Genomic DNA, 22,454 nt, shown 5'->3' on the forward strand with positions numbered 1-22,454 from the left:
TAGCATAGCTTGCTTACGCGTGCCGACTGAGATCAATGTCTGTCTGCGCACGTAGGCTTTTTAACCGTTGTTCGGAGAGACGACCATGAATTATAGCTGGAACTGGGGTGTGCTCTTTGAGCAAACGGGTATCGGTAACGAGCTTTATCTCCATTGGATGATTACGGGTCTTGGCTGGTTACTATTGATTGGTAGTATAGCCTGGGCTATAGCCATGGTCGTGGGTACTGTGTTTGGCATCATGCGCACCTTACCCAATAAAGCCGCCCGTGCAATTGGTACGGCTTATGTGACTTTTTTTCGTAATATTCCTTTGCTTGTTCAACTATTTTTTTGGTTTTATATTGCCCCTGGTTGGCTCACGCCGACGATTCAAGAGTGGTGGTATAAAGACTTGTCTCCAAATACCTCCGCCATGCTATCAGCGAGTATTGGTCTTGGCTTATTTACCGCGGCGCGTATTGTCGAGCAAGTACGTACTGGTATCGAATCGTTGCCTGAAGGGCAAATCAATGCCGCCTATGCGCTGGGATTCAGTATTCCACAAGCTTATAAAGAAGTGCTGTTACCACAAGCGTTTCGCGTTATTCTTCCCCCGCTTAGCTCAGAGCTGACCAACTGTTTTAAAAACGCGTCGGTGGCGTCTTTGGTCGGGGTCATGGAGCTGATTAGCCAGACCAAAACCATCAGTGAATATACCCAAAACAGCCTCGAAATTTATACCTATGCGACCATTATTTATTTGGTATTTAATCTGTCGTTGATAGCTATTATGGGATTAATCGAGCGTAAATTGCGCGTGCCTGGGCTTATTGCAGGGAGTCAGAAATGAATATGATGACTGAGCTTGCAACGGCTTATCCAGGTTTGATGGGTGGCATGATTACCACTCTAAAAGTATTGTTTTTGGCCATTCTTGGTGGTATTAGTTTGGGTACGGTATTGGCGTTGATGCGCTTATCTGGTATCAAGGCGTTAGAAATTCCTGCCAAGCTATACGTCAATTACTTCCGCTCAGTCCCGCTATTACTGGTATTGCTGTGGTTTTATTTTGCTGTACCGATGATTTATTTTTGGATAGCCGGTAAGTATCTGCAACTTGATACTGCTTTTACCTCGTGTGTGGTCGCTTTTATGATGTTTGAGGCGGCTTATTTTTCAGAGGTGGTGCGCGCTGGTATTCAGTCGATTGGTAGTGGGCAGGTCAATGCAGCGAAAGCGCTGGGCATGACCTATGGGCAGACCATGCGTTTGGTTATTTTGCCGCAAGCATTTCGTAAGATGCTGCCATTAATTTTGCAGCAATGTATTATTTTATTTCAAGATACGACCCTGGTCTTTGCCATCGGTTTGACGGACTTTTTCCGTGCCGCCTATGTTCGTGGTGAGTTAATGGGTTTATTAACGCCTTATATCTTAGGGGCGGGTGCTGTTTATTTTGTCATTAGTTTAAGCGCGTCGATTGGCGTGCAGCAATTGCAAAAGCGTTTCAGATTTTAATATAGTAAGTTCAATATAAAAGCGGTACAGCGGGACTGGTATACATTTTTTGCAGCCTCTGTCAGCGTAGACACAGCAAGCAAGAAAAATTTATACCAGTTCTGCGTCATATCATAATGTATCTGTTTTATTTAGAACCAACTATAGTTTTAGATTTTAATAATAAAAGTATCTTTAAAAATATTTCGCTTTAGAAGCTTTATTTAATAAATATTGTCGAAAATAATGTGGTTAGGAGCCAGTGATGAGCAATGCTGATACGTACCTAAATGCCTTTGGCGGACTGGTCACCGATAATGGTCATGCTAGTGATGAGATGGTCATTAAAATGACTGATGTCAGCAAGTGGTATGGCGATTTTCAAGTACTGACTGACTGTACCGCGCATGTGCACAAAGGCGATGTGGTAGTCGTTTGTGGTCCATCGGGTAGCGGTAAGTCGACCTTGATCAAGACAGTCAATGGACTGGAACCTTTTAAAAAAGGTGAAATCTTGGTCAACGGTATCTCTGTTGGCGCAGCAAAGACCAATTTACCCAAACTCCGCAGCAGTGTCGGTATGGTGTTTCAGCATTTTGAGCTGTTTCCGCATCTAACGATTATTGATAACCTGACGGTCGCCCAAGTCAAAGTATTGGGCCGTAAAGAGTCTGAGGCTAAGCAAAAGGCCATGGCTTATCTAGACCGTGTCGGACTCACAGTACAGGCAGCGAAGTATCCCGCTGAGCTGTCTGGCGGTCAGCAGCAGCGGGTAGCGATTGCTCGCGCGCTTGCGATGGACCCAGTCGCCATGCTGTTTGATGAACCAACCTCGGCGCTTGATCCAGAGATGATTCAGGAGGTGCTTGATGTCATGGTCGAGCTGACCCGCGATGGCATGACCATGATGTGTGTGACTCATGAGATGGGCTTTGCCAGTCAGGTCGCCAACCGTATTATCTTTATGGATGAGGGGCATATCGTTGAGAACTGTAGTAAGGATGAGTTCTTTGAAGGTGCAAAAAGTGACCGCGCGCAAATGTTCTTATCAAAAATTTTGAATCATTAAAGATAGCATTTAAGATTAATTTATCAAAAGCGTCTATTTTTAGGCGCTTTTTTTGGTCATTGATTTATCGATTTAACAATCCTGTTAATGTCAGTGACTGTGTGTATACTGATATAATGGCGGTCAATTATCCCAAAATGAAAACAATCCCCCGTCTATATTGGAGCCAATATGAGCGCAGAAACTATATTACCATCAACCACATCCCCATCATCCATGTCGAAAGAGTCGAAAGAGTCTAAACAAGGCATTGTTATCATTGGGGCAGGTTTGGCAGGCTGGCATGTTATTGATGCCATTCGTGCTAAAGATAAAGACATTCCGATTACTTTAATCACAACAGATGATGGCGACCGTTATCACAAGCCCATGCTAACCATGGCGATTAGCCAAAAGAAAAGCGCGGCAGATTTGGTGCGAGCGACTGGTATTGATGCTGCAAAAGCCGCGCAAGTAACCCTACTGGCCAATACGCAGGTGACGGATATTGATGCTGCCACGCAACAATTACAGCTTGTCTCGGCGCTGCGCTCAGATCCTGTTTATACCAATTACGCAACGATCAGCTATGACAAGCTGGTACTGGCGATGGGTGCGCATCCTATTTTTCCCCAAAGCCTACCAGAAGATTTGGTTTGGCATGTCAACCATATCGAGCGCTTTGGGCAATTACAAGAAAAGCTAGCAGCAGGTAGCCAGCATGTGGCTATTGTTGGTGCAGGCATGGTGGGTACTGAGATTGCCGAGGATTTATTAAAAGCGGGTCATCAAGTAACATTGATTGATTTAAATGATGCGCCGCTATCACAAATGCTGCCAGCAAAAGCCACTGCGCGTATTGCCCAAGCAGTGAAATCGCAAGGGATTAACTTTTTGGGCGGCTATCAGGTAACAGATGTTATTCGTATCAGTGATGGTAACCATGGTGAAAAGTTGCAAGTCAGCTATGAGCCGCTTCACTCTGATTCAGAAGATAGCGCTGCTAAGTCAACTATACAAACAGAGCCATTGATTGTCGACCATATGATTGCCAGTACGGGTTTGACGGTCGATGGTAAATTGCCAACAGCGGCAGGAGTCGAGTTTGATCGCCGTACTGGTATCGTAGTTGATGCGCCGACGCTGCGTACCAACACCGATAATATTTATGCCATCGGTGATTGTATGTCGATTAATGGTGTTGCTTGCCGTTATGTGGCCCCGTTACGCGCGCAGGCAGCGACCATTGCTGATGATATCTTAGGTTTAGAACATAGCGGCTATGAGCATAAACCGCCGATGATTCGTCTAAAAAACAAAGCAATATCGGTCATGGCAACAGGTGTGCCGCAAGCTTCTGGTAACTGGCAAGTGAGCAGTGAAAATGATGATGAGCTTATCATGGACTTGCTCGATGATAACAATGAAGTCAGTGCGACGGTAACGATTAAAGCACCGCCAACGGTTAAAGTCTAATCGTTGCAAGATTAAACCGTGTCTATATCCAGAATTTGTATAGCCAGGTCTAAATAAAAAAGAATCATTCACATTAACGTGCTACTGCTAGAATTTCTTTCTAGCTTGCTGTTCGCAAGCGTGACAGAGGCTGCGAAAAATTTATAGCAATAGCACTGTACGCTTTAAGGTTAATCAAGTATAGTTTAATTATAATAATAGATCTAAAGCTTGATTCTCAATTTTTATTACCGCCATTCTCATCAAAAAGCCAGCCGTGCAGTAAATGCCTGACTGGCTTTTTTGTGTCAAATGTTTGCCATGTTTTTATGGTATCTTTTATAGAGTAGTTATTTCTATAACTTAATTAAATGATACATATTGTATTGCTGTGATTGACAGGCTTTCATTGATAGCGTTATAGTAGTTCACACGATGTAAGACCTATTCAAGGAAGAAGGACTTGTCTACAGGCGATTAATAAGCACAATTTATACGTGCCATAAAAAGTAAAACGAAAGGACTCGTTATGACCCAAACTATTGACTTCGATAGCATTCTTAATAATATTCCTAGTATCAATATGGGCGCTCGCTCGTCAAACGCGCCACTCACCCAAAGCTATGACACAGGCCCTGACGTCCCACTGATTGAAGCAACAATTGGTGATTTTTTTGATGCCATTGTTTTTAAATATCCTGAGCGTGAAGCGCTGGTCGTCCGTCACCAAAACATCCGTTGGACCTATCGTGAGCTGCAACAGCAAGTTAATCAACTCGCCAGCAGCATGATTGAAATGGGGCTTGAGATTGGCGATCGTATCGGTATCTGGTCGCATAACAATGCCGAATGGCTACTCATGCAACTGGCGACCGCAAAGATTGGCATCATTCTTGTCAATATCAATCCTGCCTACCGTACTTTTGAATTGCAATATGCGCTGAATAAATTGGGCTGCTCAGCGTTGGTGCTGATGCGTCATTTTAAAACCAGTGATTATGCACAATTAATCCGTGAATTATGTCCTGAGATTTATCATAAAGACTATACCCAGCTTGATTTGGTCGAGATTCCAACGATTGAGCGTATCATTTGGATTGACGAGCCAGATTCTGATGAAGAATTTCACTTTATGCAGAAGTTTTCTGCATGGATGGCTGAAGGTGATGCCAACGATCCACGAGTGGCGGAGCGTCAGGCGCAGCTTAAAAATACCGATGCTATCAATGTTCAATTCACTAGCGGTACGACGGGCACGCCAAAAGGCGCAACGTTAAGCCATCGTAATATCCTTAATAATGGCTACTTTATCGGTGAGGCGATGAATCTCACTGAAAAAGATAGGCTGTGTATTCCCGTACCGTTATATCATTGCTTTGGTATGGTGCTCGGTAACTTAGCAATACTGACACATGGCGGTTGTATCGTTTATCCGAACGATGGTTTTGAGCCATTGTCAGTATTAAAAGCAGTCGAAGAAGAAAAGTGTACAGGTCTCCATGGCGTGCCAACAATGTTTATCGCCGAACTCGACCATCCTGAATTTAAAAACTTTGATTTATCGACCTTGCGTACTGGCATTATGGCCGGCTCTAGCTGCCCGATTGAGGTGATGCGCCGCGTCATCGATGAGATGCATATGAAAGAGGTCACCATTGCTTATGGAATGACCGAAACCAGTCCAGTTTCTTGTCAGACCAATGAACATACGCCTTTAGATAAACAGGTCTCGACCGTAGGACTGGTGCAGCCGGCGCTCGAAGTTAAAGTCGTCGATATCGAGTCTGGCGAGATTGTAGCGTTAGGTGAAACTGGCGAGCTACTCACACGTGGTTATTCAGTGATGAAAGGCTATTGGGGCAGTCGCTTTAAAACCCGCGAAGCGATTCAAGATGGCTGGATGCATACGGGTGATTTGGCAACGATGGATGAGGACGGCTATGTCAAAGTCGTCGGTCGTAGTAAAGATATGGTCATCCGCGGCGGTGAAAATATCTATCCAGTAGAAGTCGAGAACTATCTATACCGTCATCCTAAAATCCGTGACGTGCAAATTGTAGGTATACCAGATAAGCGGTATGGCGAAGTGCTGGCTGCTTGGATTATTCCTAGAGAAGAGGGCTGCTTGACCGAAGAAGAAGTGCGTCAGTTCTGTAGTGAGCATATTGCCCATTATAAAGTGCCGACCTATTATCGTTTCGTCACCGAATACCCGATGACCATCACTGGTAAAATTCAGAAATATAAAATCATTGAGCAGATGAAAGAAGAGTTGGGCTTATAGTTAATTTAACTATTATGTCTAGTTTATTAAAAGTTATAGTTGATACCAAATGAAATAAATACGTTATGTTATGACGCGAGATTCGTATGGATTTTTCTGGCTTGCTGTGCCTACGCCGACAGAGGCTGCAAAAAATTCACCCAAATCTCGCTGTATCGATTGTAAATCGAAATGACTATACGAACACGAGTAAATAATAAAATAACCAGTAGTTAGAATAATTCGCATAACAAGCTACTCGCATTTACGCATCAAAGAAAAGGGATATCATGAGCGCTATTATAACCAGTAAATTGAGTCCAAACGCCGCTGAATTTCAGCAAAACAGTGCCGCTATGCAAGAAGTGGTTGATGACTTATATGGTCACTTGCGTAAAGTTGCCCAAGGTGGCTCCGAGCGTGCGAGAGCCAAGCATTTAGCGCGAGGCAAACTCTTACCTCGCGAGCGTGTCGAGCGTTTGCTGGATGTTGGTACATCATTTTTAGAAGTGGCGCCAATGGCAGCGCATGACATGTATGGTGAAGATATTCCAGCGGCTGGCGTGATTGCTGGTATCGGCCGCATTAACGGCACCGAGTGTATGATTGTCTGTAATGACGCCACCGTTAAGGGCGGTACTTACTTTCCCATGACGGTCAAGAAACATTTACGTGCGCAGGAAATTGCCCAAGAAAATCATTTGCCGTGTGTTTACTTGGTTGATTCTGGTGGTGCAAACTTGCCCAATCAAGATGAGGTATTCCCAGATAAAGAGCATTTCGGGCGTATCTTCTTTAATCAAGCCAATCTTAGTGCCGCTGGTATTCCACAAATCGCCGTGGTAATGGGTAGCTGTACGGCAGGCGGCGCTTATGTACCAGCGATGAGTGATGAGTCTATTATTGTCAAAGACCAAGGAACCATCTTTTTGGGTGGTCCGCCATTGGTAAAAGCCGCAACCGGCGAAGAAGTTACAGCAGAAGATTTGGGAGGCGGTGATGTCCATACCCGTCTGTCAGGCGTGGTTGATCATTTGGCGCAAAACGATACGCATGCATTATCAATCGCCCGTAATATCGTCAGTCATTTAAATCGTCCTGCTAAGCACATTCCGAATCAAATCGAGCCGCTTCCACCACGTTATGATGCCAAAGAATTATACGGAATTATTCCAACCGATAAACGTAAGCCGTTCGATATTAAAGAAATCATTGCTCGTATCGTCGATGACAGCGCCTTTGATGAGTTTAAAGCGCGTTTTGGCACCACGCTGGTTTGTGGATTCGCCCATATCGAAGGCATGCCAGTGGGGATTATTGCCAATAACGGTATTTTATTTAGTGAATCAGCGCAAAAAGGTACGCATTTTATTGAGCTGTGCTGTAAACGCAAAATTCCATTGGTATTCCTACAAAATATCACCGGCTTTATGGTCGGTCGTAAATATGAAAACGAAGGTATCGCTCGTCATGGCGCCAAGATGGTAATGGCGGTGGCGAATGCTAAAGTGCCAAAATTTACTGTCATCGTTGGTGGCTCATTTGGTGCGGGTAACTACGGCATGTGTGGCCGTGCTTATAGTCCGCGCTTCTTATGGATGTGGCCAAGTGCGCGAATTTCTGTGATGGGCGGCGAGCAAGCAGCGTCGGTCTTGGCAACGGTCAAGCGTGATAACTTTGACCGTAAAGGCGAAGCGTGGAGCGACGAAGACGAAGCGGCATTTAAAGCGCCAATACGTGAGATGTACGAAGAGCAAGGTCACCCTTATTATGCCACGGCTCGTTTATGGGATGACGGGGTGATTGATCCTGCTGATACCCGTAATGTGTTGGCATTAGCGCTTAGTGCGGCTCATAACGCCCCGATTGAAGGGACAAGCTTTGGTGTCTTTAGAATGTAAGAGTTTTAATGTCTGCCCATAATAAGTTTTTTTCATTATAAGAGGCTGCTGCGACAACTTTTTAAGAAGTACGATTTGTACTCGGTTTTCTTGTATTAATATTATTATGGATTGATCCAGAGTTTTTTAAGTATTTACATAAAATATAGAGAAAGTTATGCAACAAAATCTGAATAACTATAAAAGTCTATTGGTTAATATTGAGCAGCATGTGGCGACGGTAATCTTAAATCGCCCTGAGATACGTAATGCCTTTAACGATGAGATGATTGCTGAGTTGACCGATACTTTCAAGGCGCTTGGCGCTAATGACGACGTACGCGTTATAGTCTTAGCCGCTACTGGGAAAGCGTTTTGCGCAGGTGCGGATCTTAATTGGATGCGGGCCATGGCAGACTATAGCTATGAAGAAAACCTAGCAGATGCGGATAAGTTAGCACAAATGCTGAAGACTATTTATGAATGTCCGAAACCGACGGTTGCTGCTATCCAAGGGGATGTGTATGCAGGCGGTATGGGTTTGGTTGCCGTTTGCGATGTAGCCATTGCTGTCAAAACAGCCAATTTCTGTTTAAGTGAAGTCCGTTTAGGATTAGCGCCTGCCACTATCAGCCCTTATGTGATACGCGCATTGGGCGCACGAGCATCGCAGCGTTACTTCCTCAGCGCTGAAGTTTTTGATGCCAAAAAAGCGCGTCAGCTCGGCTTTGTGCATGAGCGCGTCAGCGAAGAGTCGCTTGATGGTGCGGTTGCAGCATTCTGCGCTAAAGTGGTCAAAAACAGCCCTGACGCGGTCAAAACCTGCAAGCGTTTATTACATGACGTCGCAGGTGCAGATATTACCGATGAATTAATCGCTGATACGGTTAAAGGTATCGCCGATATCCGCTCGTCAGAGCAAGGAAAAGAAGGTGTGCAAGCATTTTTGCAAAAGCGTAAGCCTGATTGGCTGATAGCTGATTAATAATAAAAATCACAAGAGACAGGGATCGTTATGTTTTCTAAAATTCTAATCGCCAACCGTGGTGAAATTGCCTGCCGTGTTGCTGCGACTGCCAAGCGTCTAGGTGTGAGTACCGTCGCTGTTTACTCTGATGCTGATCGTGAGGCTAAGCATGTCGCGGTCTGTGATGAAGCGATTTACTTGGGTGGCTCTGCGCCAAAAGACAGCTATCTTAAAGGCGATGCTATCATAGCGATTGCCCTCGATGTTGGCGCACAAGCGATTCACCCAGGTTATGGGTTTTTGAGTGAAAATGCAGATTTTGCGCAGGCTTGTCAAGATGCAGGATTGGTTTTTATCGGTCCATCAGCAGACGCTATTCGCGCCATGGGCGGTAAGTCGGAGTCTAAACGCTTGATGGAAGCGGCTGGCGTACCGCTGATACCCGGTTATCACGGCGACAATCAAGATGCGGATTTTTTGAAGCAGCAAGCTGATAGTATTGGCTATCCGGTATTGATTAAAGCCAGTGCCGGTGGCGGCGGTAAGGGCATGCGTATCGTCGAGCAGTCTAGCGAGTTTATTGAGTTACTAGAATCCTGTCGCCGTGAAGCCATTACCAGCTTTGGTAATGATCAGGTGTTGGTCGAAAAATATGCCCTAAAACCACGTCACATCGAAATCCAAGTATTCGGTGATACGCATGGCAATTATGTGCATCTGTTTGAGCGCGATTGCTCAGTACAGCGTCGCCACCAAAAGGTACTAGAAGAAGCCCCCGCACCCGGTGTCGATGCAGCTATGCGTGAGGCGATGGGAACAGCGGCGATTGAAGCGGCGCGTGCCGTTGATTATGTAGGCGCTGGCACAGTTGAGTTTATTGTTGAACAACGCGAAGACTCGATGAACTTTTATTTTATGGAAATGAATACTCGTCTACAAGTTGAGCATCCCGTTAGTGAAGCCATTTCGGGTGTGGATTTGGTTGAATGGCAGCTATTAGTCGCAGCAGGTCAGCCGTTACCTAAAAAACAAGCAGACTTGGCTATTAATGGTCATGCGATTGAAGCACGTATTTGTGCTGAAAATCCTGACAATGGGTTTCTACCAGCGACGGGTACTTTATTTACCTATCAAAAGCCCGAGCATAGCACTTTTGTTATTAATAAAAACAGCGCAGATGTGCGTATCGACGATGGCGTCCGCGAAGGTGATGTCATCAGCCCGTTCTATGACTCTATGATTGCCAAGCTTATCGTCCATGCACCCACTCGTGAGCAAGCATTGGCCAAACTTGATCGTGCACTGGCACAAACGCGCATCGTCGGTCTGCCAAATAACGTGGCATTTTTACGTTATATTATAAATACCGAATCATTTAGCCAAGCCAATCTTGATACGGCGCTGATAGAACGTGAGCGTGATGAGTTGTTTGATCAGCATCCGCTTGCGCTATCGACGCTTGCAGTGACGGCTATTACCCAGCAGCTTGCCAGTGAAGCGGCAGCGCAAACAGCGAAAAGTACAGGTGCAGACCCATTTAGTAAACCGATAGGCTTTCGTGCCTTTAGCGATTATACGCGCTCGTTTAGCTTGGTTTATGATGAGAAGTCTTATAACGCTCGTATTAGTAATTGGCACAATGCTAATTGCTCAGACAGCAAAAAAGGCAGCGATAGCCTCAGTAGCTTTGCGCTGGTCATTGAAAAAGAAATCGCCAATACTGAAGAGAATAGCAATATTAATATAGCCGCCCAGACAGAAATGGTCTATGAAGGTCAAGTTAGCTATAACAGTATTGACGCGTATAATCATACGTTATGGTTGGAGGGCGCACGGGTCAATGTTCAAAGTTGGACAAATAAAGAAACCGTTTATGTCTTTACCGATAATGGACGAGATGAAATTACACTGGTCGATATCATGGCGCACGTCGGCGAAGATAGCGCTGCGGTTGGTAGTTTGAAATCACCGATGCCGGGTCAGGTAGTGGCATTTAAAGTAGCCGTTGGCGACACGGTCAAAGAAGGCGAGCCATTAGCTGTCATTGAAGCGATGAAAATTGAGCATACTATTACAGCACCAACCGATGGCGTGGTGGCAGAGTTATTATTTGCGGCGGGCGACTCGGTTGCTGATGGTGATGAGCTGTTGCGTATCGATACGGAAAGCTGATAGCGGACAGACGAGTAATAACAAGGTGAATAAGTAAAAAGGATGATTAGCATGAGTATATCGTATCCAAAGCACGTCACCATCGTCGATGTCAGTCCACGCGATGGCTTACAAAACGAGTCAATGACGGTGCCGACGGCAGTAAAGCAAGCACTTATCGATGATTTAATTGCAGCAGGTATAAAGAAACTTGAAGCCACCAGTTTTGTCTCGCCAAAATGGGTACCGCAGATGGGTGATAATAGTGCGCTGCTCGAAGCACTTGCACCGACACGTCACTCGGACGTTTGTTACTCGGTACTCGTACCGAATATGCGCGGTTTTGAGAATGCTATTTTGCATCGCCCTGATGAAATCGTCATCTTTGGCTCAGCCAGTGAGACCTTTAGCCAAAAGAACATCAATTGCAGTATTGATGAAAGCATTGAGCGTTTCGCGCCCGTTGCCGCTGCAGCAAAAGCGCAAGGCATCAAGGTGCGCGGCGTTATCTCTTGCACCGTCGGCTGCCCTTATGAAGGTGAGATTGACCCAAGCCAAGTGGCGTATGTGACTAAAAAATTAGTTGAGATTGGCGCTGAGCAAATCGGTATTGCGGATACGATTGGTGTTGGCACGCCGCTGAAAGTACAGCGTGCGCTACAAGCTGCATTGGAGTACGCTGATATTGCCATGCTATCTGGGCATTTTCATGACACTTACGGTCAAGCACTAAGTAATACTTTAGCCGCCTTACAAATGGGCGTCAGCGAATTTGATACCTCAGTCGCTGGACTTGGCGGCTGCCCATATGCCAAAGGTGCAACGGGTAATGTCGCCACCGAAGACGTGGTCTACATGCTGCATGGTATGGGTATCAATACTGGTATCGATTTAGAGAAATTAGTAGTGGCAGGCGAGCGCATCAGTGAGTTTTTAGGGCGAGTTAACGGCTCAAACGTGGCACGAGCATTGATTAATAAACGTCAGTCTTAACCAATATAGTCAATCCACTATAAAAGTGTTACCGCGTTAACCTCGCTTGAGGTATTAAATATACATCTACACTCGGTTGCCTTGTACCACTTTCAAATTGAATTGACTATGGCATCAAAACCAGTATAGAAAATATAGTGGCTTTAAAAAACAGATTAAAATTCAAATTTAAAACATTAAAATACAAGGAATGGTTATGAGTTTACCTGGATTGAATTTTCAGCTTGGCGAAGATATCGACGCCTTACGCGATGTGGTACAACAGTTTGCTGCAAAAGAAATCACCCCGCGTGCTGCCGAGATAGACAGTAGTGATGAGTTCCCCATGGATTTATGGCAAAAAATGGGCGATCTTGGTCTACATGGCATTACTGTTCCTGAAGAATATGGCGGTTCTGATATGGGCTATGTCGCGCATATGGTGGCGATGGAAGAGATTAGCCGTGCGTCTGCATCAGTGGCGCTGAGCTATGGTGCGCATTCAAATCTATGTATCAATCAGCTCAAACGTAATGGTAGCGAAGCACAAAAACAAAAGTATCTGCCAAAACTTATCAGCGGCGAGTTCATCGGTGCTTTAGCAATGAGCGAAACGGGCGCTGGCTCAGATGTCGTTAGTATGAAACTGAAAGCAGAAGAAAAAGACGGTAGCTATATTTTAAATGGTAGCAAAATGTGGATTACCAATGGTCCTGATGCCGACGTGATGGTGGTTTATGCCAAGACCAATCCAGAGCTCGGTGCTAAAGGCATGACCGCTTTTATCGTTGAAAAAGGCATGGAAGGTTTTGGCACCGCGCAAAAGCTCGACAAGCTCGGCATGCGCGGTAGTCATACCGGTGAGATGACCTTTAACAATGTCAAAATTCCCCGTGAAAATATCTTGGGCAATTTAAACGAAGGCGTTAAAGTCTTGATGAGCGGTCTCGATTACGAGCGTGCGGTATTGGCTGCAGGTCCTATCGGCATCATGCAAGCAGTAATGGATAACGTCGTGCCCTACATTCATGATCGTAAGCAGTTTGGACAAGCGATTGGCGAATTCCAGCTCATTCAAGGTAAAGTCGCAGACATGTATACTATCTTGCAAGCGGGTCGCAGCTTCTTATATACCGTTGGCAAAAACCTCGATATGCTAGACAAACGTGGTGCCGGTCATAGCCGAGAAGTACGTAAAGATTGTGCCAGTGTGATTTTATGGTGTGCCGAAAAAGCCACTTGGATGGCAGGCGAGGGCATCCAAATATTTGGTGGTAATGGCTATACCAACGAGTATCCGCTTGGTCGTTACTGGCGCGATGCCAAGCTATATGAGATTGGCGCGGGTACCAGTGAGATTCGCCGTATGTTGGTCGGTCGTGAGTTATTTAACGAGACTAAGTAGATATCTTTGGGTTAATAGTAAACTTTTATCCAAAATATCTGCTCTAAAATCTAAAAATGTGCTACGTTATGTATCCAATAGCGTGGCACATTTTAATGATTTGGATAAAAGACTTTTATATGATCAGTAAATTACACATTAAGCCAGTTTTTAATACAGCCTTTCACTTGTTAACCAATATAAAAGCTATCAGTACTTATAGTTTGTTAACTAGCCTACTTGCACTGTTTGCATTGACAGTAAGTATGACGCCAGCGCAGGCAGAGTTAGTTGATTTATCTGATTCAGAAAAAGTGATTCAGTTTTCTAGTCGAGACGCAAATTGGTTACAGCCGCCAAAATTTTCTTTTAATAAACGATCAGTCAGATGCTTAGATGAGGAAACTGGGGAACCTGTTAAGATTAGGAGGGAACAGAAGTTCGAAGTAACATTGGGGTTTCAGGTTGATAAGCAAGGTGAAATAACCAAAATATATGTCGAAAAAAGTAGTGGTAATAAGTGTTTTGATAGAAGGGCTGCTAGACAGGTTCAGACAGGACGTTTGATGCCATTTCTGTTGAAAGGGAAAGCAGTAAAAGGAAGGGCTAGTTTACCCATTACATTTAAATATCGAGCACACTAATTGGTGATAAGAGTTTTCTTTATAGTTTGCTCAAACCAAAAAAAGCAGGGCGCTTAAAACGTCCTGCTTTTTTATTGTTATTTGGTAAACATTCCAAACTATTATGACTGTTTTTCATGGTCAAAATAGCGTGCCAAACCATTTAATAATAAATCATCGCGAAGGCGGACTGGACGGTTGACGTGTTGGGCAATAATGGCAGCGTCACCACCGGTCATGATAATCTCAAAGTTAGGATGGCGCGTGCTAACCTCATTTATAGCCCCAACGATGGACAGCATAATTCCGCGATGTACCGCATCTTTGGTGGTAGTTCCTTGAGCGACACTATCAAAGGTGCCATTAGAGATGGTAATTTGCTTGGTACCAGAAAATAGCGACTCGCGTTGTAGATAGATGCTAGGGAAAATATAACCGCCCAAATGCTCAGCATGATCTATCAAATCAATCGTTACCGCTGTACCGCAGCCAATCACACACTGGCGTTTGGTCTTATCTACGGCGCCAAGCATTTGTAGCCAGCGATCACAGCCAAGTTGTTCATCATTATAAGCGCTCTTCATCAAGGCGTGCTTGGCATCGACATGGACAAACTCAAACGGAATATCAAGGCGACTGAGCGTCTCTGAAACTTTTATGTTGAGGTCGTCGCCGAGTACCGACGAGATCCCGATAAAATGAGGCGCATAACGCTCAAAGCGATCGGTCAGACCCATTAATAATTCAGCAGGCGCTTGCAAATGTTGCTTGGCATCATGCGAGACTATCTGTCCGATATCATCGGTTAGCCAGTATTTAAGGCGGGTGTTTCCAAGATCAAGCCAGAGCATAAATATCCTTATATAGAGTGACGTGATTTTCAACCATTAAGCTGATATTTGGTTCACTTTTAGTGCTCGTTAGGTAAGCGGTTTAAACTTGATAAATAACGTCGATGCGTCCAGTAAAAAGCGCAGAAATATTACCGTTATCTTGGCGTAATTGCAAACATCCATGTGTATCGATACCGCATGCATAACCCGTGATGCTATCTGTTTTGCCGTTATGTTCTTGAGTAACACGCAAGCGTAGTCCTGCCAATGCATCCATCGAGTCAAACTGTTTTAAGAAGCTGTCCAAATTATAGGTTTGACCAGTGGGCTTCTCTAAGCCCAAATGCTCAAAACGTGTCATCGCCGCCATTAACGCCTTGCTCATTTGCTGATAAAGCTCGCGTAAGCTTGGTAGACTGCTTGCTGGTGCTTTTGGCTCCAGTATCCGCTCGATATCCTGTAAGCTAATCGCTTGATAGCTCATGCCTTCACAGGTTTGCGCGGTGAGTTTCGGCGTCGCTTGTACATTGAGACCCACGCCCATCACTACGCCAACCAGCTTGCCAGCTTGGGTGACTGGTTCTATCAAAATACCTGCAAGCTTATGAAAAGGCAGGGTTTGGTTTGCTTTTTTATGTGTCTCTTTTTCAGATAAGTTCAATGCAGAATGATGCGAATAAAAACCTAAATCGTTTGCCCATTTTACCCCGATAGGTGTCAATCCTTGTGCACACAGTTGCTCATTTAGCACTTGAATAACTGGCATTTTAGCCAATTCAACGCCGATAATTAACGACAATAAACCGCTAATCGGCATATGCACTGGATAATATAACGACAGATAAACATTGCCACGCGGTGACTGCCACGAGCGCCCATGTTGCCCACGTCCTGCGCTTTGGGTTTCTGCAGTCAATAGATGCATTTCAGCAGCATTGAGCGTGCCATTCTGCACGTCTGCTATCAGCTGGCTATTGGTAGAGCCGCTACTAATAAGGTGGCGATGGTTGAGTTCAGGCAAATGATCGAGCACTAACGAATGAGGTAGGCCGTCAGATAAATGGGCGAGTGTTGGCATAAGTTTGGTCGATGTAGTTAAGGGAGCAAATGTAGCATTGGAAATCTTTGATATACTGAGCGACTGTTGCTAATAAAAACTGTCGCTAATAAACAGGATCAAATAGACAGCATAAAGATCAGTTTATGATTTGGCAAATGCAATTAAAAATGTGTTATATAAGTGATAACAAAATAAATAATTTGATGAAAGAGATGCATTATAAAAGGCTGATTGAATGATGTTATATGTATGGTTTGTGATTGCAGGAGCATTTGCTGGCGTTAGTGCGGGTCTGTTTGGGGTCGGTGGCGGTATGATTATCGTCCCAGCATTGGTGTGGATTTTTACCGCGTATGATTTTTCACCAGAAGTGGTCACCCATTTGGCCATTGGCACCTCGCTTGCGACCATTGTAGTGACCTCAATCAGCTCACTTACGGCGCATAATAAGCGCGGCGGGGTGCGCTGGGAAGTCTGGCGAAAAATGGCATTGGGTCTAGTCATTGGCAGTCTGGTCGGCGCGGGCGTCGCAGATATGATTGATGGCAAAGTGTTGCAAGCGCTTATCGGTGTTGGCGCACTATTAGTCGCCTTAAAAATGTTGTTCTTATCCAATAAAGAGCAGCTCGGTAAACCATTGCCATCTACTGGCGTACAGTTTGGGGCGGGTACTGGCATCGGTATGGCGTCATCTATTTTTGGGATTGGCGGTGGCAGTTTGACCGTACCGTTTTTAAACTGGGCAGGACTGTCGATGAAGCAATCGGTCGGGACGTCTGCCGCTTGCGGTCTACCGATTGCACTGGCGGGCGCGGCAGGGTTTGCATGGTTCGGTCAAGATGTCGCTAATCTACCTGAGGGCACGATAGGCTTTGTGCATATTTCAGGATTTTTATGTATTTCAGTGGTCAGTTTTGCGATGGCAAAAGTCGGAGCCAAGCTTGCCCATGTCTTACCTGCGCTGACGCTCAAACGTGCATTTGGCGTGCTCCTGCTATTTGCGGGCGGGCAGTTATTGTTAAGTGGAATTGGGGTGATTTAACTAAACCTTAATATTCGAGCTATTAAATTTAGAGTCTTGTTATGTCAATCAAAAAACACTTTATTGAATTTCTCTATTTAAATTTTCCAACTTTTTTAAAGTTGTTTGCTAATCGGTATTATAAAGAGAGAGCTAAACCAAGAATTCAACAGCCTATCATTCATAAGTTTAATGATGAGTTTAGAATCGTTAGACATATGGGGAAGCATAGTCTTATTGATAACAAAGAAAATATTTTTTTATGCCTACCTTACGACGATATCATGCTTCCACAAGAAGGTTTGGCCCTAGTATTCAACATTGATTCTGATAAATTGTATAATTCCGACGACGATGATTGTGAAAGTTTTGGCTTTATTGATGAAAAAGGCAAGCTTGTTATTCCTATGATTTACAGTTGTGGTGATGATTTCTCTGGTGGTTTAGCCGTTGTCAAAAAAAATGGTAAATGGGGCTTTATTGATTCATTAGGGAAAACAATCATAGCCTTTAAGTATGAAGATGCTATGAGCTTTGAAGAGGATTTAGCCGCTGTGCAATTAGAGGGCAAATGGGGCTTTATTGATAAACAAGGACAGATGATAATTGAGCCTAAGTATCAAGAAGCTAATAGCTTCAACTTAGGGTTGGCAGCAGTGAAACAAGATGGTAAGTGGGGTTATATTGATAAAAACGAGAAATTTATCGTATCCAATGATTTTGATTGGATAAATATATTTAAAGAAGGTTTGGCCGCTGTAGAAAGTAATGGTAAGTATGGTTATATTGACGTATTAGGCAATATCGTCATTCCTTTGATTTACGACTATGCTGATGAGTTCAGCGATGGCTTAGCTGGAGTGATGCAAAAAGATACGCGTGGTTTTATAGACAAGTCAGGTAATATAATTGTCCCTTTAAATTATGATTTCGTCGGGGATTTTAGCAACGGAGTCGTTTCTGTGACTTACCAGGATGAAGAAATTTGGTTCGATAAACAAGGTAGTCAGGTCGAAAACCCTAACCAACAAACCATAGATAAAATCCTATTATCTGAGAGTTAATCAATGGTAATTAAATGAAGGTTAGTAGTAATAGTAATAAATGCTATGTATTACTATTACTTAACCCTCTAAAACCCTAAAAACCCACCACAATATCAGGTAGAATAGCCGCCTGTTTTTGCTAAGTTTACTGATTCTTCATGCGTCTAAAATCTCTCAAGCTGGCAGGCTTTAAATCCTTTGCCAATCCTACGACTTTTACCTTTCGACATGGCATTACCGCCATTGTCGGACCGAACGGCTGTGGCAAATCTAACGTTATTGATGCCATTCGCTGGGTGCTGGGCGAAACCTCTGCTAAGCAATTACGCGGCGGGGCGATGAGTGATGTCATCTTCGCTGGTACGCAAGATAAAACGGCCAAAAGTGTCGCTAGTGTCGAGCTAACTTTTGAGCATACCCAAGATGAGCAGACGGGTATTCGCCACGAGTTCAATCTCTATCAAGAGCTATCCGTCCGTCGTCAGGTAAATAAAGAGGGGCGCTCAGATTACTTTATCAATGGTACCCGCTGTCGTCGCCGTGATGTCGTCGATGTATTCTTGGGCACTGGCCTTGGTGCACGCAGTTATGCAGTCATCGAGCAGGGCATGATTGGGCGAATTGTAGATTCCAATCCGATGCAGCTGCGAGAGTTTATCGAAGAAGCAGCGGGAGTGTCGCGCTATCAAGCGCGCCGTGAAGAAACCCAAAAGAAGCTTGAGAAAACTCAAGATAATTTAGCACGTCTGCATGATATGCAAAGCGAATTGGTCAGCCAACAAAGGCGACTGTCCAAGCAAGCAGCCAGCGCTAAACGTTATGAAGCGTTAGCGCTAACACTGGCTGATATCAAGCAACAGCTTTCCATTCAGCAGTTATATCAAGCCAAACATAACCAGCAGCAGCAAAAATTAGCCCATGAGCGTATCGCCGCCGAAGTCGCCACCCTGCAAGCGAGTTACGAGACGCTAAAAACTCAGCAAGATAAGTTGGCTGCCCACATCAATCAAGAGCAATGGCTCAAAGACGATGCCCAAAGTAGCCATTATCAGCAGCAATTAAGCTATCAACAAGCAGAGCATCAACTAAGTGACGCAAAGTCCCAGCTGCACGCCATCGAGCAGCAGCTTGCGAGCTTATATCAGCAGCGCGAGCAAGCAAGCAAAGAGATTGAGCGCTTAAAGGCTGAGCAGATTGAGCAGCAAGAGTCATTAGCAGCTTTGCGTCCACAGCTTAGCGAGTTAGGCGGTAAACGTGAGACGTATAAAGGCAATGAGCAACCATTGCAGCGTGCCTACCATGACGCGCAAAACCAGTTGTCGCGTTTACAAGATAAGGCTCGCTCGCTCGAGCAACAGCAAGCCATTAATCATCAAGCCCAAAAACGTCAGCAGCAAAGCCAGGAGAAATGGCAACGTCGCCAGCAAAATTGGCAGGATTTGTGGCAGCAATTACAACAATCACTATCACCTATTGATACTAATAATGGTACTGATGGGCGCGAAAAAATTGATGCGAACCATTTACAGCAGACCTTAGAGACGCAGGTTGCTGAGCTGAATAAGCAATTGCAGCAGATTGAGCGCCAACAAGACAGCATCGATGAGCGATTAGCAGAGCTACAACCGCAAGCCCATGATTTGCAGCAGCGTTTGAATACGCAGCAGCGCGAATTAAATGAGTCTGAAAAACGCCACGCCGTATTGGCAAGTGAATACGATACTCTGCACCAGATATTGCATCTGAAGCCGACGCCAAAACCTCAACAGCCTATTAATGGGCAAACTGAATTAGAAAGAAATGCTGCCAATAACGCTCACGACTTGGCTGTTGCAACTTTACGTGAACAGATTGAGTTAAGCGCAAAAGGACGTGAGCACGCAGCACTACTCGATAGCGTATTGGCGTTATGGTTAGATAGCCATGTGCTAATCTCAAATCAAACCCATCAACTAAGCGTTAATAACGCGCGTGCTGACTCTGAGAAAACGCACAGCTTATGGCAGGTGCTTGAGCCTGACTTAACCGACTTGTTTATTTATCAGACAGCGCAAAACCAGATTGTACAAAAGAAGCACACTAATACAGAAGGTAAGTCATCAATAACAAATGGTTATAGCTTATTGTTATCTGCTAAACAAAATTACGTGAATGCAGAGCTGTTTATTGGTGATTTACCAGATAACTTGGTTGATAAAGTTCTGCCTTTAACAGAGCTGATTACGCTACCAACGTTAGTGCTTTGGCAGCAGTGCTATTTATATATCGCCCAACCTGAGGAGATCAGTCAACAGTCTCACAATGAGCTTGCCGAAATATTAAAAGTATTGCCATCATCAGCTATTTTGCTCACAACTGATGGTTGGCTTATCAGTCGTCAAGGTACAATCAATTTAAGCAAGTTTGCTGGCGCGCAAAATGGTCAAAATGATAGCAGTAGTCAGTTTTTGACCCAGCGTTTACAGCAGCGTACGCGTCTACAAGCGCTAGAAGAATTGCTTGATGACATTGAATTAAAAATACAACACCAACAAAAAGCCATTACTAAAAATCAGCATGACTATGATGCGCTGACGGTCAATGTAGAAGAAACCCGCGCTCAAGCGCAGCAACTAACCCGCGATAAGCATCAATACCAGCAGCAACTTACTACTCAGCGCGCTAACGTTGAACGCCTGCAAGCAGATAGCCAGCGTCTAAATACTGATAAAGAAGCCCTTGAACAAGAGCAGCAAGAACTGGCACAAGAGCTACAGACACTTAATGATGAACAGCAGCATATTCAAAGTGAGATCACCGCACTGACGCCAAAAATAGCGGATGCTCGTACGACAAGTCAGCAATTGCAAACTGAGCGTAGTGAGCTCGCTCGCACACGACAAGCGGATGATGACGCTTGGCAGGCATTACAACTGCGTATTCAGCAAAGTGACATTCGTCTTGAACACAGTGTCAGCAGTCTTGCGCGGGCAAGTACGCAATATGATAAGTCGCTCGAAAGCGAGCAGAGTTTACAGACAAAGTATGAGCAACAGCAAAATAAGCTGCCAGCACTACAAGCGGCATTACAAAGCGCACAAACCGCGCGCGATGAGCAGCAGACGTTATTGACGACGCGCGAGACCGCATTGAACGTGCTTAAACAAGATTATGCGCAGCAGCAGACGGAATTAGATACGCTGCAACAGTCATTGCAAACCCAGCAAAGCGAGCTTGCTCAGCATAGTACTGAGCTGGCATTAAGCGCCGCAAGGTTGGATGATGCCAGTAGCCATACGCAAGAAGCGCTAGATGCTTACTATAAGGTAAGTCATAAATATAAAGCGCAATCGGACATATCGCAGCAACCGCAACAAACCATGAATGTCTCAAACCTATTGGCTGATTTTATCGCGCATGATCGCCGTGTGCGTCCAGATAAAATCGCTGAGCTTGAGTCGGAGCGTAGCAAACTTGAGCAGCAATTAGGTAAAATTGGCGCGGTCAATCTGGCGGCAGTGGCAGAGTTGGCAGAAGTTAATGAGCGCTTAGAGCCACTAGCGCAGCAGACCACAGACATTGCCGCTAGTATGCAGACGTTGACCGAAGCGATTGCCTCGATTGATGAAACTACCAAGACGCTGTTTACGCAGACGCTCGATGCGGTCAATAATGAGCTTGCCAATTTATTTGCCAAGGTTTTTGGCGGTGGGCAAGCCAGTCTAACGCTCAGTACTGACGATATGCCAGATAATACCCCAAAAACGGAGCAGTGGCGGGCAGGACTGACCTTGATGGCACAACCAAAAGGCAAACGTAATAGTCGCCTCGCTGTACTGTCAGGCGGTGAAAAAACTCTAACCGCGCTGAGTTTGATTTTTGCGATATTTAAGCAGCATCCAGCCCCGTTTTGTGTGCTTGATGAAGTCGATGCACCGCTCGACGATGCCAATGTTGCGCGTTTTACCAGTTTGATTCATGAGTTGGCAGATGATTTGCAATTTATCTTTATCAGTCACAATAAATTGACGATGCAGATTGCTGATGAGCTTAAAGGCATCACCATGCCAAATGCGGGTATTTCTACTTTGGTTAGCGTCTCGCTTGATGAGGCGGCACGCTATATTACTGAATAGGATAAATAACCCCACTCTCAACTTGAAATAAGCAACTCAAACTGAAGAGGCGGGTTACCAAGTTTTTTGTTGAGTACAAAGCATAGATTATGCGACAGAATCTTACGAATCAATCGATGAGACAAATGCCATAAATCTCTTGCTCGTACCCTTTGTA

16 protein-coding genes and 1 pseudogene are annotated in these 22,454 nt (G+C 44.8%); 14 read left to right on the forward strand and 3 right to left on the reverse strand.

The window, feature by feature from the left end; translation table 11 throughout:
- Positions 1 to 85: 85 nt before the first annotated feature.
- From EI162_RS01550 to EI162_RS01600, 11 genes are all read left to right on the forward strand, one after another.
- Positions 86 to 832 (forward strand): amino acid ABC transporter permease, encoded by a 747-nt coding sequence (locus EI162_RS01550; protein ID WP_192522674.1) that lies wholly within the window; start codon positions 86 to 88, stop codon positions 830 to 832.
- A complete protein-coding gene (locus tag EI162_RS01555; RefSeq protein ID WP_192522675.1) occupies positions 829 to 1,500 on the forward strand; it encodes an ABC transporter permease subunit in 672 nt (223 codons plus the stop codon). The genes EI162_RS01550 and EI162_RS01555 overlap by 4 nt, the downstream gene beginning before the upstream one ends.
- A gap of 316 nt (positions 1,501 to 1,816) precedes the next feature.
- Positions 1,817 to 2,548: an amino acid ABC transporter ATP-binding protein gene (locus EI162_RS01560; protein ID WP_192522689.1), complete on the forward strand. Its 732-nt coding sequence runs from the start codon at positions 1,817 to 1,819 to the stop codon at positions 2,546 to 2,548.
- Between the two features lie 171 nt (positions 2,549 to 2,719).
- The gene (locus tag EI162_RS01565) at positions 2,720 to 4,003 is read left to right on the forward strand and encodes an FAD-dependent oxidoreductase (protein ID WP_192522676.1); all 1,284 of its coding nucleotides are present in this window, start codon (positions 2,720 to 2,722) and stop codon (positions 4,001 to 4,003) included.
- Between the two features lie 508 nt (positions 4,004 to 4,511).
- Positions 4,512 to 6,266, forward strand: a complete 1,755-nt coding sequence (locus EI162_RS01570; protein WP_192522677.1) for an AMP-binding protein — start codon at positions 4,512 to 4,514, stop codon at positions 6,264 to 6,266.
- Positions 6,267 to 6,535: 269 nt separating this feature from the next.
- Positions 6,536 to 8,146 carry a carboxyl transferase domain-containing protein gene (locus EI162_RS01575; RefSeq protein ID WP_192522678.1) on the forward strand — a complete coding sequence of 537 codons (1,611 nt, stop codon included), beginning with the start codon at positions 6,536 to 6,538 and terminating at the stop codon, positions 8,144 to 8,146.
- 157 nt (positions 8,147 to 8,303) lie between these two features.
- On the forward strand, positions 8,304 to 9,110 hold the full coding sequence (locus EI162_RS01580; RefSeq protein WP_192522679.1) for an enoyl-CoA hydratase/isomerase family protein: 807 nt from the start codon (positions 8,304 to 8,306) through the stop codon (positions 9,108 to 9,110).
- 30 nt (positions 9,111 to 9,140) lie between these two features.
- Entirely contained in the window at positions 9,141 to 11,264 is a 2,124-nt protein-coding gene (locus EI162_RS01585; protein WP_192522680.1) for an acetyl/propionyl/methylcrotonyl-CoA carboxylase subunit alpha, read from the forward strand.
- A gap of 51 nt (positions 11,265 to 11,315) precedes the next feature.
- The gene (locus EI162_RS01590) at positions 11,316 to 12,236 is read left to right on the forward strand and encodes a hydroxymethylglutaryl-CoA lyase (protein WP_192522681.1); all 921 of its coding nucleotides are present in this window, start codon (positions 11,316 to 11,318) and stop codon (positions 12,234 to 12,236) included.
- A 196-nt stretch (positions 12,237 to 12,432) separates the two neighbouring features.
- Entirely contained in the window at positions 12,433 to 13,620 is a 1,188-nt protein-coding gene (locus EI162_RS01595; protein WP_192522682.1) for an isovaleryl-CoA dehydrogenase, read from the forward strand.
- Between the two features lie 119 nt (positions 13,621 to 13,739).
- Complete coding sequence (locus EI162_RS01600; RefSeq protein WP_192522683.1) at positions 13,740 to 14,243, forward strand: energy transducer TonB; 504 nt, start codon at positions 13,740 to 13,742, stop codon at positions 14,241 to 14,243.
- Between the two features lie 101 nt (positions 14,244 to 14,344).
- Here EI162_RS01600 and EI162_RS01605 read toward each other — a convergent pair whose 3' ends face one another.
- Complete coding sequence (locus EI162_RS01605; RefSeq protein WP_192522684.1) at positions 14,345 to 15,073, reverse strand: pantothenate kinase; 729 nt, start codon at positions 15,071 to 15,073, stop codon at positions 14,345 to 14,347.
- Between the two features lie 82 nt (positions 15,074 to 15,155).
- On the reverse strand, positions 15,156 to 16,133 hold the full coding sequence (locus EI162_RS01610) for a biotin--[acetyl-CoA-carboxylase] ligase (protein ID WP_192522685.1): 978 nt from the start codon (positions 16,131 to 16,133) through the stop codon (positions 15,156 to 15,158).
- Positions 16,134 to 16,353: 220 nt separating this feature from the next.
- On the opposite strand from EI162_RS01610, the gene EI162_RS01615 reads away from it, so the two are divergent.
- From EI162_RS01615 to EI162_RS01625, 3 genes are all read left to right on the forward strand, one after another.
- Entirely contained in the window at positions 16,354 to 17,157 is an 804-nt protein-coding gene (locus tag EI162_RS01615) for a sulfite exporter TauE/SafE family protein (protein WP_192522690.1), read from the forward strand.
- Positions 17,158 to 17,198: 41 nt separating this feature from the next.
- A complete protein-coding gene (locus EI162_RS01620) occupies positions 17,199 to 18,200 on the forward strand; it encodes a WG repeat-containing protein (RefSeq protein WP_192522686.1) in 1,002 nt (333 codons plus the stop codon).
- A 140-nt stretch (positions 18,201 to 18,340) separates the two neighbouring features.
- The gene (locus EI162_RS01625) at positions 18,341 to 22,297 is read left to right on the forward strand and encodes an AAA family ATPase (RefSeq protein ID WP_192522687.1); all 3,957 of its coding nucleotides are present in this window, start codon (positions 18,341 to 18,343) and stop codon (positions 22,295 to 22,297) included.
- A gap of 17 nt (positions 22,298 to 22,314) precedes the next feature.
- On the opposite strand, the pseudogene EI162_RS01630 reads toward EI162_RS01625, so the two are convergent.
- Positions 22,315 to 22,454, reverse strand: a pseudogene (locus EI162_RS01630) (IS982 family transposase); the annotation flags it as partial.

Source organism: Psychrobacter sp. FME6 (assembly GCF_014861365.1).
Taxonomy (GTDB): domain Bacteria; phylum Pseudomonadota; class Gammaproteobacteria; order Pseudomonadales; family Moraxellaceae; genus Psychrobacter.